This is a genomic window from Chamaesiphon sp. VAR_48_metabat_403, from assembly GCF_031422475.1.
Taxonomy (GTDB): Bacteria; Cyanobacteriota; Cyanobacteriia; order Cyanobacteriales; family Chamaesiphonaceae; genus Chamaesiphon.
This window is the reverse complement of sequence record NZ_JANPLS010000317.1, coordinates 17,858-28,693: the sequence shown is the minus strand read 5'-3', so window position 1 is coordinate 28,693 and position 10,836 is coordinate 17,858. Positions and strand designations below refer to the sequence as shown.

Sequence of the window (10,836 nt, the reverse complement as noted above, 5' to 3'; positions counted from 1 at the left end):
GCGGTGTGACAGAAGCTCTGCATCACTAAATCGGCACTGAAACCCAGACAGGCAAGTTCTTTGAGTTCGTCGCGAGTCATTGGCCCTGTGGTATCTTGGGAACCAACGGTGGTCATTAAGGGTTCGCAGGACATCCCAGGGCGCACGCCAGGTAATCCGCAGGCTTTGCCGACCATTTTTTGGGCGAGGGTGTAGCCTTTGCCTGTATCTGTGGGTTGAGTGGGACGGGTAAAGATGGTGCTGGGGGGTAATCCCAAGGCGATGCGGGTTTTGTCGGTGAGGGTGCGCCCGATGAGCAGGGGAATTCTACCGCCTGCGCGAACTTCATCAAGGATGGTGTCGGGTTTGAGGTTGAAGGTGGAGAGGGTTTCGCCGGATTCGTTGGTGATTTTGCCAGCGTAGGGATGGATGGTGATGACCATACCAGTTTCGAGCATGGTAATATCACACTCGATCGGTAGACTCCCCGAATCCTCGGCAGTATTAAAGAAAATCGGCGCGATTTTACTGCCCAAAATATAACCACCCGTGTGCTTATTCGGCACGCAGGGAATATCTGCACCAATGTACCAAAGGACGGAATTAATCGCCGATTTGCGCGAGGAACCTGTACCGATAACGTCGCCAACATAGGCAAGGGGGTGTCCTTTCTGTTTCAATTCGGCAATGGTGGCTAAACTCCCAGGTTGGCGAGTTTCCAGCATCGCGAGGGCGTGGAGGGGAATATCGGGGCGACTGGTAGCTTCAGTTGCAGGGGATAAGTCGTCGGTATTGGTTTCGCCTGGGACTTTGAAGATAGTAACGGTAATCCTTTCGGGCAGGGTGGGGCGAGATGTGAACCAGTCAGCATTTGCCCAGGCATCGATGACTTGCTTGGCGTAGGGATTGGTTTGGGAGAGTTCCCACACGTCGTTAAATGCGTCGTAAACGAGGACGATTTTGCTCAGTGCTTTGACTGCGGCTGTGGCGAGTTCGGTGTTGTCAGATTGGAGTAAGTCAATGAGCGATCGAACATTATAACCGCCTAACATTGTACCTAATAACTCGATCGACTCGATCTTATCAATCAGCGGACTACTAACTTTACCCATAACGATCCCAGTCAGGAAGCCAGCTTTGACATAAGCAGCCGGATCTACTCCAGGTGGAACTCGATCTCTGAGTAATGCGAGTAAATTAGCTTCTTCACCTGCGGGAGGATTTTTTAATAGTTCGCACAATGCACTGGTTTGTTCGGCATCGAGGGGTAATGGCGGTATGCCTAATGCGGCTCGATCGGCTGTATGCTGGCGATATGCTTCTAACATCTTAAAATAGAGCTTCTGTATATAAGTCTTTCTATTTTAATAGGTGGCGGCTACTGGTGAGTGTTTGGGGCGATCGATTTTTGCAGATACCGAGGAGTGGAATCGTTAGATCTATTTCTGGGCATTCTATAATTAATCAGTCTTTTAACTTAGTGTAATCGAATATTCTGCATATGGTTGCTTCGCAAACTTTTCAACAATTTATTGGAGATTTTGGTACTAATTCATGGTTAGTACTTTTTGTTAAAGCTCCAATCGATATTGTATCTACTACCTACGCTGAAATTTTGAGTTGTGAGGTTGACCGCAATATTCCATTTTCCTTGATATCACTAGGATCGGAATCATACGGAGCAAATAAAGTAATTGTTGAAATTGCTGACAGTGATTGGACTATTATTTTTCACATTATCGGTGATTATGATATTTTCGATGCACAACAGCTATCTAGTAGGCTGAATGTAAGTGTTCTTAAGTTTTTCGCATCAGATACATCAGCTACTGTTGGTTGCAGACTATTTTCACCAGATGAAGCTACTTTATTGTACCGAACTAGCAATGATTACGAAGATGAAAGGGTCATTTATGACAAAGAGTTTGAATATACAGCAGAATTGGGTATGGAAATATCACAATCAACGGGAAGTATAATTATAGAAAGTTATGAAAATTTTTTTGAATCACTTGGAATTAAAACAGTGAATCTATCAATTAATAAGAGCCGAACAGTTGTCGCGATAGAAGATAATCAGAGATCGCAAGTTTTGCAAGTCGATCTTGTAAAATTATAATTTTTTACTGCCTCACTCGATCGATATTTCATTTTTATGGGAAACAACAATAAATATTCGATCGATCTTCGGGATCGCGTTATCTTTCTAGAAAAGCCGATCTGATGACTAACCAAGCTAAAACGAGGATGTTCGATCGATCTGAGTTCGACGTGGCTACACTCGATCGGCTACAATTGAGTAAAATCGAGTACGATCCTTTGGGCTTACACTAAGGCTTATTTATGGTAAACATTACAGTTGATGAAATTCAGCGAGATCCTGCAAAGTATCTGATTCAAGTAGCAGCAGGTGAAACTTTTTTAATTCTTCAAGCAGATAAAGCGATCGCAGAACTTAGACCAATTAATCATATTAAGAAATTGCGACCATTTGGTTTGTGTGCGGGTGAGTTTACAGTGCCAGATGATTTCGATGCTCCTTTACCAGAAGATATTCTCAACGCATTTGAGGGCAAATGAGAATTCTGCTAGATACACACATCTTTTTATGGTTTATCAGTGGCGATACCCAGTTATCAACAGACGTTCGGGATGCAATTCGCGATCCAGACAACGAGGTTTATCTGAGTGCGATTTCAGTTTGGGAAATACTCGTCAAGTATCAGTTGGGTAAATTACCTCTGCCAGAACATCCCGAAACATATTTACCAAAGCAACGCGATCTTCATCAAATTATCAGTCTTGCTCTAGATGAAAGTAGTGTGGCTCAACTTGCAAAACTGCCACCATTGCACCGAGATCCATTTGACAGAATGCTTGTCTGTCAAGCTTTACAAAATGGTCTGACAATTGCGACAGTAGATGCAGCCGTTCGTGCTTACCCAGTTAGTACCATTTAGCAGCGTAAAGAGATAAAAATCTAGAGCTAGAAAATACAAAGGCTATTTGACATGAGAGATGAATATGACTTTTCACAATCTGTACCTAACCCTTACCTGAAGAAGTTGAAAAAACAGGTGAGCATTAATCTGGAAGAAAACGTCGTGGACTATTTTCAGAAGTTGTCTGAGCAAACGGGAATTCCCTACCAAAATCTAATTAATCTCTATCTCCAAGATTGTGTTCGGACTGAGCGCAAGCCCTCTCTGGAATGGGTTTAAGCGATCGAATTTGAATATTTTTCACAGATTGCGATACACCTCATCGTCATTACGTTTGCCAACCCGAAAGATTTGAACTTGTCCTAATTGCTCATCGGTAGCTTCCTGAATATAGTACAAAATTCTAAACTCGCCTTGGTCAGCGCGATAACCACCCTCAATTCCCTTGAGAGCTTTGCAATCTTGTTGGATTGGTTCTGTGCCTAAAGAGAGAATCTTCGCGACAACTTGCTTATATTGTTTAGGTTGTAAATCTTGCAAATCTTTAGCAACTGATTTACTGATTAGCAGCAGATATTGTTTAGCCATCGGTAGAGCGCATTGCTAATAATTCTACAGCAGTTACAAATCCAGTATGCTCTGCCATCGCTTGTTTCAACTGTGCGGTAGCAATGGCATCTTCTAAGGCTTCTAATTTGGCTAAGTCTTCATAACTCACGATCGCTGCGATGAGTTTACCATGACGCTCGATCGCAATGCGCTCTTGATGATGGGCGCGATCGATTAAATCGAAGAAGTTCTTACGTCCATCGGTGGCGTTGAATGTTGACATTAGGTGCTTCTCGTAAAAGTACATAATGTACATTATGACTGAGATGATTAAACTCTGTCAAGTAGCTGGCGTAGCCCCTCGGTTGAGAATCGATTCAACCCGATCGATCAGCGGACTAGTAATTTTACCTGTAACGATGCCAGTCAGGAAGCCAGCTTTGACATAAGCAGCCGGATCTACTCCAGGTGGAACTCGATCGCGTTGGCGAAGCCTGCCGTTAGGCACAGTGTGGGCTATGCCCAATCGCGCAATAATGCAATTAGGTTAGCCTCTTCACCTGTTGGTGGATGTTGTAATAGTTCGCAGAGGCCACTGGTTTGTTCGGCATCGAGCGGTAATGGGGGAATTCCCAATGCGGCTCGATTACCTACGGTACGCTGTGCCTACGGCTGTATGCTGGCGATATGCTTCTAACATCTTAAAATAGAGATTCTGTATAATCAGTTCATCTATTTTAATGGCTGACGGCGATCGATGACAGTTTGAGGAGAGTATTAAAACTCACTTTAATCATCTTGAACCCAGATTTCTAGACCCCCAGCAATTCGTTCTGATAAATAATCATTAATAACTTTGATGCATCTTTGAAACTCATGAGTGCTGTTGGATTTTTCTGTTTCTGTATCGCCATAAGCATGTAAGTACAGATCTTTAAATGTTAATATTGAAAGCTCCGACAGAAAAAATTTAATGTCTTTTACTGTCGATGGAACATCTTCATCTAAATCTATGCCTATCTGAATATTGTTTGTGATCGGAGAACCCCATGTCATCTCATATTCGATCGCATTTTCATCTATTTCATGATAATTAAACAGTATTTTTACAATCTGCTCGTTATCTCCTGCGTATAGATCCATAATACTGTTGCAAATAGGGCCTAAATAAATATCGCTAATGTGTAATTCATCAATCCAATTTCCGTCTGTAGATCTCGCACAAAATATTATGCCGTTATAATCTGCATAATCACCATGTGAAAACTCAGTGTTAACGCTAAATCCAAGTCGGTAATTCATTGACTTCATAAATAGTAACAGGGTGGATTGAGCAAAATCTACATGAGAGAAATATTCAAGATATGCCAGGATGCGCTCCTCGATATTTAAGATATATTTATCATCGTAATTAAGATAAATATCCCTCAGCTATCTTAACCCGATCTGATGACTCACCAAGCTAAAATGAGGGGGTTCGATCGATCTAATCCTTATACTGACGATTTTGCTAAAATAGAGGTACGGTTAACACCTGGGAAATAATTATGATATCACTCGTTGGCGATAGCCTCTCCCTGGAGAATCGATGATAGCCTTTCTGTGGGGAACCGATCGACAGCTGAAATCTTGAACTTGTACCTAAATCGATCTGGAGTAAAGATTGTGAATATTCAATTAAAATCGGAACAAGAACAATTTATTCGATCTCAGATCGATCGTGGAGAGTACCAGACGGCTGAAGATGTTATTTCTGAGGCATTTAAATTATTAGAAGCCAGAACGAATAAGATTGAAGAACTCCGTCAAAAGATAGCAGTCGGTACCCAAGAAATTGCTAACGGGCAGATGACAGATGGAGAAGTGGTGTTTGAAAGATTGTAAGCAAAGATCGATCGAATTGCCAGCGATAGCAATCTATGAGTAGCTATTCTTTTTCGGATACAGCCATTAGAGATCTAGAAGATTTGTTCTAAATTACTAGAAAAACCGATCTGATGACTCCCCAAGCTGAAACGGGGGTGTTCGATCGAACTTTACTAAAAGCTATGATAATTTCACGTTGGTGGTTTGGTGTCAGGGCAAATCCATTAGTGCCGCAGTTGCCGATTGATAGCGATCTTTAAAGTGATATGCCACCATTTTGTCCAAAACGCGAGCCAATTCGGGTGAAACCTTCACCAAATCTCGCCAGATGAGATTGCCAGTATTATCATCGACGGGTAAATAACGCGGGTGAGTATTTGTCAGAGCCTCGATCGCGATCGAACCTAAAGCATAGAGATCGCTGGTATAATTAGGCTGTCCGGCATACTGTTCTGGCGGCGTATAGCCCCGCGTGCCGATCGCGATCGTCACATTCCGCTCGTCGGCAACTTGGGGCTGAATCTCTTTAACTGCACCAAAATCGATCAATACTAGTTTACCCTGATGTCGATCGCGAATGATATTACCAGGCTTGAGATCGCGATGGATGACATGTTGAGAGTGAATAAATCCCAAAACTGGTAATAACTGGCGCAATAAATCTAGCACTTGCGCTTCGCTCCAGGGTGCGGTAGCCCCTTCTAATTCGCGATCGAGTGGCGTACCATCTATAAATTCTTGCACTAAGTAAAATTCTTGTTGATGCTCGAAATAAGCGAGTAGATGCGGGATTTGCGAATGATGTCCTAATTTAGACAGAATTTCGGCTTCGGTATTAAATAATCGCCGTGCCAAACTGACAAAATTCGCATCGCGACGAGCGGGTACTAGTTGCTTAATGACGCACTGAGGCTTGCCAGGACGCTTGGTATCCCGCGCTAGATAGGTGACCCCAAATCCACCCGCTCCCAGGGTCTGCTCCGCCTGATAGCGGCCATCTAGGAGATAATTAGGCGGCATCGCTCCAGGTTTTCGTTCGATCGAGGGGTCTTGGTCTTGTTTGAGAGTAGCATTCTGCCGATCGAGAACTGTCAGATCGGGATTTAGTAATGTTTCGCCAGTCATTGTTGTAGCTGGCAATATTGTCATCGGCAGCTCGGTAACTGGCGGTGCTGTCTGACTCAGCAGTAACTTGAGTTCGGCGATTGCGCGTTCGCGATCGTCTACCAAACTTTCCATGTTTTTTTGCTGTTGCTGAGTTTGATAACTCGTCAACCCCAATACCCCGATGCTACTGGCAATTAACCCGACAAAGGGGCTGACGATCGGCAGCCAGCCTGCATTGACGAAGGCGATCGCAAATCCGCCAATTAGCAAAATTCCCGCACCGCCAGCCGCCATAAATAAGCGAATTGGGTGGCGAATGTACCAAGCTAGCAAACTTCCCGTCACGCACCACCCGCCGATCCAAATGGCTTCCAACCAATCGGGAATAAACCACCATAGGGGTTGGTTATCGAGTACCGCACTGAGAATTTGGCTGGTAATTTGGGCGTGTACTACCACACCGGGCATGGTAGCATCTTCAGCTTTACCCTCACTATAAGGGGTGAGAAATTCATCTTTAAGAGAGCTGGCTGTCGAACCGATCAGGATAATTCGATCTTTAATGAGCTTAGGATCGACGCGATTATTTAACAGATCCGACATGGTAACGATCGGAGCCACACCATTTTTCGTACCTTTAATCCCACCACTCCGCGCGCGGTAATTGAGTAAAATTTGATAACCGCCAGCTTCAGCATCTTGATAGCCGCCATCAGTGCTGGAAACAGGTCTAAAATGCGCCGTACCGAGTTGAAATCGATCGTTCGAGTCAAACTGACCTGTAATCTGGTGTTGGCGCAGCAGGTATTCTTGAGCGAGTTGGAGCGATAAACTCGTTTCGCTGGTACAAGGTGATTTCGGATCGCGAGACATAAATAATAATGCGCGCCTGACGATACTATCGCGATCGACTAGTAAATCTACAAACCCCAACTGTTCGGCGGGAACCCCTGGCGGCCCAGAAATGCCGGGGTTTTTGAGGTTGCGATGGTGACAGCCAGGAACAATCAGATCGTTCTTATTCCAAATTTTGACTAAATCGGCACGTCCTGGTTCGACGGGATTGGGACGAAACATATCTAGCCCAATTATTTTAGCTTTACCGTCGGTGAGCTTTTGAATGACTTTAGCGATGGTTCGATCTGGTAACGGCCAAGTTTTTTGCAGGTTGAGATCTTCTTCGGTAATTGCCACGATCGTAATCCGAGGATCTGGTGGTGCGGGTGTTTTCCAGCGCACGCTGCCGTCGTAAGCGGCGAGTTCGCCCATTTCCCACCACCCCAAATGTTTGGCTCCAATGACGAGTCCGGTTACTCCTAAACTTACGCCCAAAACTGTCACTACTTGCCAGGGTAGTTTGCGTTGGTTGAGAAATTTCCCGATAGATGATAATGCGATCTTGGCAGACATTTGTTTGGGGTGTGGGAAGCGGGGAGCGGGGAGCGTGGGGAGTAACTGGATTTTCAATCCAAAATCCAAAATATGTCCTACTTTCTCTAAAGTACCCTACTTTATTTCGTTAGATTCAAACACCGGACAAACGCCATCGGGAGTGACTTTAAACCCATGTAATGGCGATCGACTATTATAGCAGCGAGCACCGCGTTGATAACGACAATTGCCGCAGCAGTGCAGATCTGGAGGGAGATTGAGTTGCTGTTGCCGATCGAGTAATTCGCGCTGCGAGATGCCTCTGAGGACGATTTCTTCGCCTTGCCATCTGGCTTCGATCGATCCCGTATCGGCAAAATTATGCCATCTGGGGTCGCTGGCGAGATCCGTTGGTAAGGTAATATTAACTTCCCGTTCTAGTTCGGTCAGTTCGCCCTCATAATTGGGATCTGCTGGTGGTGCGGGTTGAATAAAGGTATCGCCAATCGGTAGCGAAACTAGCGTTCCAGCAGCAGGAGAGTGTAAATGATAGCGATTTTGGAGTTCTTCGAGTGCGGTAAGATCGGCTAAATAAGGTACGGAACCGTGGATGAAGACGACATGTTTAGGACGGATGTTATGAATTAATTGAGTGGTACCCGCACCATCGGAGTGTTGGCTCAGAAGATATGTTTCGATCGCAAGTTGGGGAGTCGTACTGGGGAGTAAGATCGTCTCCTGCGGCATAGAGGGTAATAATACCAGCCACGGAAATGGATGTCCGGCTGTATAAATTCCCAGATCGATATCGGTTTCGGTAACGATAATGCACTGTCGCTGATGAATGTTTGCCAAATTTTCGGGGGTAAGCTGGCGGACGTGCGGACGCACTTTTTCATCCCAAAAGAGCGACTGATGGCGGGCAAAATTTTGAACTGAGGGCGGAAAATGCGGTAATAACTTGAGATAAGCATCGCAACATGGGACGATCTTGCCATCTACCCAGATATCGATATCGCGTCCGGTAAATAGATGATGGCTCCGCAGCAAAATTAATAATTCCTGCGCGATGCCCAGATTGCTAACTGGTAAAATAATTGATTGTTGTTGCTCGATCGCCCGATCGATCCGCGCCATTAAGGTATTTTCTTGTTTGCGGCGATGGGGGTGTCTTGCCGTACCGTAACTACCTTCGATAATTAACACATCTGGATTGAGATTGCGAATCGAGTCGAGGTGCAACCCATCTACCAGCCGCGAATTAGATAAGAAAAAGTCGCCTGTATAGAAAACACTGTACGATCGATAAAATCCGGTATAAGTCAATAATATTGCTGCGGCACCGGGTAAATGTCCCGCTGGAAATAGTTCCGCAGTTAAGCCATCTTGAAACTCGATCGATCGCCGCCAAGGTAAAGCTTGACCGAACGGTGGCACTGGTTCTGGCTCATCTAACCAGTTGAGAGGTAAGAGCAGACTGGTAACTTCACTACTATATATCGGCAACTGCGGCACTGCCCGATGCAGTTCTAGTAAGCCCCTGGCTCGATCGGCACGAGCATTACTACAAATGACTAAATCGCAGACAGGCAAACGATCTTCAGTAATTAGGGGCGAAATATCACTCAGCCCACAATCGAGTAAGATCCGATATGGCCCCATCTTGATTAATAAACACACTCCCTCATCACTATGACCGACACCATAGGCAAAGCAGACGAGATCTTCATTACTAGCGTGAGGTAGCGTAGACAAGGGAAAAGTCCAGGATAAAGCTGATGCTGCTTTGTGGAGATCGAGGCGATGCTGATGGTCAGCTTTGCCAACGTTAGATCGCTAGCCTAGTGAGCCGAACCATTACCATGATATTTGTCCGAATCATAGAAGCCATTCCGAGTACCGAAAAATAAAGCACCAATAATAAAGGGAATGGTTAAAATTGGTAATAAAACTTGAACGCTTGTCATTTACAAATAATCCTGCGAGTTATAGAACATCACTCCGACATTATCTACCGATCGCTCCACTCGAAGCAACGATCGTTAACCATTCTTGATTTTGGAAAATCTCAAACTCCGCAAGGTGCTGAGAGTAAATAATTCATCCCTACTAGGTGATGAGCGGCGCACAGTAAGTCAGTTTCAATGCGGGTGGGTTGCAGTTGCGCGAGCTGGTGATGGCTCCTAATGCCGCAGGTGAGGGCGATGGTAGAAATTCCCGTTGCTTGCCCAGCTAAAACGTCAGCTTCGGTATCGCCGATCATCCAACTACGTTCTAGATTATTAAATGTAATCTGATGTTCCCACATCGCACGTTTGAGCAATTGAGTCTTAATTGTCGAATAGTTTTGGTACGCAGCTTCGCTGTTAGCGGTGCCATAAATGCCCGTAAATAGCTGTCTGAGTCCGTGTTGCTCTAAAATCCCGATCGCTTCATCTCGATCGCGTAGGGTCACTAAAATCAGTTTGGTGCCTTGGGATTTTAATAAGCCTAACGCCCAAGTAACTCCGGGTTGAATCTTATCTTGTGCGAGTAAGTCGGCACGGTTGACAATTTCGACTACGCGGTTTAGAAAAAAATCTATTTGTGATTCTTCACTCAAGCCAGACTGACGGGCAATGTCTCGATCGGGAATCCGATTTTGTTTCATCTGCCAAAATTGAGCTTTGGTCAAAACTGAAAAATCGCGCAGGATGTCGATCGATCTCGATCGCGGCGCGGAAAGTTCGCTATAAAATCTAGCAGTATCGGTTAATGCTTGGTAATAGGTACTGTAATATCGGTCTGACACATCGACGATTGGGCCATCAAAGTCGCAAAAGACAGTAGTAAGTTTGGACAAGCTACGGGATAGACCTGGCATAGAGTTGATAGTACCAGCATAATTGTTTACGCAATCTTTCTTAACAATAGCAGCTTCTCGATCGGTTGTCATGGGTGTAAATACGATTGTCTCCACAGGAAGATGCTTGTTGGGGGGTGTGGGAAGAAGTACATGCTCAATCCAAAATCCAAAATCCGA

General features: G+C 44.9%; 12 protein-coding genes and 2 pseudogenes. 5 read left to right on the top strand and 9 right to left on the bottom strand.

Features of this window, described 5'->3' with window-relative positions:
* Nucleotides 1-1,307: pseudogene (locus RMO79_RS15320) on the bottom strand (aconitate hydratase B); the annotation flags it as partial.
* Between the two features lie 173 nt (nt 1,308-1,480).
* Between RMO79_RS15320 and RMO79_RS15315 the strand changes: the two are divergent.
* From RMO79_RS15315 to RMO79_RS15300, 4 genes are all read left to right on the top strand, one after another.
* Complete coding sequence (locus RMO79_RS15315) at nt 1,481-2,098, top strand: hypothetical protein (protein ID WP_310484041.1); 618 nt, start codon at nt 1,481-1,483, stop codon at nt 2,096-2,098.
* A gap of 224 nt (nt 2,099-2,322) precedes the next feature.
* Complete coding sequence (locus tag RMO79_RS15310) at nt 2,323-2,559, top strand: type II toxin-antitoxin system Phd/YefM family antitoxin (RefSeq protein WP_310484040.1); 237 nt, start codon at nt 2,323-2,325, stop codon at nt 2,557-2,559.
* Complete coding sequence (locus RMO79_RS15305) at nt 2,556-2,939, top strand: type II toxin-antitoxin system VapC family toxin (protein WP_310484039.1); 384 nt, start codon at nt 2,556-2,558, stop codon at nt 2,937-2,939. The genes RMO79_RS15310 and RMO79_RS15305 overlap by 4 nt, the downstream gene beginning before the upstream one ends.
* 51 nt (nt 2,940-2,990) lie before the next feature.
* Complete coding sequence (locus RMO79_RS15300; RefSeq protein ID WP_310484038.1) at nt 2,991-3,200, top strand: CopG family antitoxin; 210 nt, start codon at nt 2,991-2,993, stop codon at nt 3,198-3,200.
* Nucleotides 3,201-3,221: 21 nt separating this feature from the next.
* On the opposite strand, the gene RMO79_RS15295 is transcribed toward RMO79_RS15300, so the two are convergent.
* From RMO79_RS15295 to RMO79_RS15280, 4 genes and pseudogenes are all read right to left on the bottom strand, one after another.
* On the bottom strand, nt 3,222-3,509 hold the full coding sequence (locus tag RMO79_RS15295; RefSeq protein ID WP_310484037.1) for a type II toxin-antitoxin system RelE/ParE family toxin: 288 nt from the start codon (nt 3,507-3,509) through the stop codon (nt 3,222-3,224).
* Nucleotides 3,502-3,753 carry a type II toxin-antitoxin system Phd/YefM family antitoxin gene (locus RMO79_RS15290; protein WP_310484036.1) on the bottom strand — a complete coding sequence of 84 codons (252 nt, stop codon included), beginning with the start codon at nt 3,751-3,753 and terminating at the stop codon, nt 3,502-3,504. The genes RMO79_RS15295 and RMO79_RS15290 overlap by 8 nt, the downstream gene beginning before the upstream one ends.
* A gap of 87 nt (nt 3,754-3,840) precedes the next feature.
* Nucleotides 3,841-4,106: pseudogene (locus tag RMO79_RS15285) on the bottom strand (hypothetical protein); the annotation flags it as partial.
* 153 nt (nt 4,107-4,259) lie between these two features.
* The gene (locus tag RMO79_RS15280; RefSeq protein WP_310484035.1) at nt 4,260-4,781 is read right to left on the bottom strand and encodes a hypothetical protein; all 522 of its coding nucleotides are present in this window, start codon (nt 4,779-4,781) and stop codon (nt 4,260-4,262) included.
* A 354-nt stretch (nt 4,782-5,135) separates the two neighbouring features.
* On the opposite strand from RMO79_RS15280, the gene RMO79_RS15275 reads away from it, so the two are divergent.
* On the top strand, nt 5,136-5,354 hold the full coding sequence (locus RMO79_RS15275; RefSeq protein WP_310484034.1) for a type II toxin-antitoxin system ParD family antitoxin: 219 nt from the start codon (nt 5,136-5,138) through the stop codon (nt 5,352-5,354).
* Between the two features lie 192 nt (nt 5,355-5,546).
* Here RMO79_RS15275 and RMO79_RS15270 read toward each other — a convergent pair whose 3' ends face one another.
* The 4 genes from RMO79_RS15270 to RMO79_RS15255 form a co-directional block, all read right to left on the bottom strand.
* Complete coding sequence (locus RMO79_RS15270) at nt 5,547-7,853, bottom strand: CHASE2 domain-containing serine/threonine-protein kinase (RefSeq protein WP_310484033.1); 2,307 nt, start codon at nt 7,851-7,853, stop codon at nt 5,547-5,549.
* Nucleotides 7,854-7,949: 96 nt separating this feature from the next.
* A complete protein-coding gene (locus RMO79_RS15265) occupies nt 7,950-9,569 on the bottom strand; it encodes an MBL fold metallo-hydrolase (protein ID WP_310484032.1) in 1,620 nt (539 codons plus the stop codon).
* An 86-nt stretch (nt 9,570-9,655) separates the two neighbouring features.
* A complete protein-coding gene (locus RMO79_RS15260) occupies nt 9,656-9,781 on the bottom strand; it encodes a hypothetical protein (RefSeq protein WP_310484031.1) in 126 nt (41 codons plus the stop codon).
* 101 nt (nt 9,782-9,882) lie between these two features.
* Nucleotides 9,883-10,677, bottom strand: coding sequence for an HAD hydrolase-like protein (locus RMO79_RS15255; protein ID WP_310484042.1), 795 nt, complete (start codon nt 10,675-10,677; stop codon nt 9,883-9,885).
* Between the last annotated feature and the right edge of the window lie 159 nt (nt 10,678-10,836).

Bases quoted from the DNA above. Each gene is read 5' to 3' on its own strand.
- RMO79_RS15315 (WP_310484041.1), top strand. From the start codon at position 1,481: ATGGTTGCTTCGCAAACTTTTCAACAATTTATTGGAGATTTTGGTACT.
- RMO79_RS15310 (WP_310484040.1), top strand. From the start codon at position 2,323: ATGGTAAACATTACAGTTGATGAAATTCAGCGAGATCCTGCAAAGTAT.
- RMO79_RS15305 (WP_310484039.1), top strand. From the start codon at position 2,556: ATGAGAATTCTGCTAGATACACACATCTTTTTATGGTTTATCAGTGGC.
- RMO79_RS15300 (WP_310484038.1), top strand. From the start codon at position 2,991: ATGAGAGATGAATATGACTTTTCACAATCTGTACCTAACCCTTACCTG.
- RMO79_RS15295 (WP_310484037.1), bottom strand. From the start codon at position 3,509: ATGGCTAAACAATATCTGCTGCTAATCAGTAAATCAGTTGCTAAAGAT.
- RMO79_RS15290 (WP_310484036.1), bottom strand. From the start codon at position 3,753: ATGTCAACATTCAACGCCACCGATGGACGTAAGAACTTCTTCGATTTA.
- RMO79_RS15280 (WP_310484035.1), bottom strand. From the start codon at position 4,781: ATGAAGTCAATGAATTACCGACTTGGATTTAGCGTTAACACTGAGTTT.
- RMO79_RS15270 (WP_310484033.1), bottom strand. From the start codon at position 7,853: ATGTCTGCCAAGATCGCATTATCATCTATCGGGAAATTTCTCAACCAA.
- RMO79_RS15260 (WP_310484031.1), bottom strand. From the start codon at position 9,781: ATGACAAGCGTTCAAGTTTTATTACCAATTTTAACCATTCCCTTTATT.
- RMO79_RS15255 (WP_310484042.1), bottom strand. From the start codon at position 10,677: ATGCCAGGTCTATCCCGTAGCTTGTCCAAACTTACTACTGTCTTTTGC.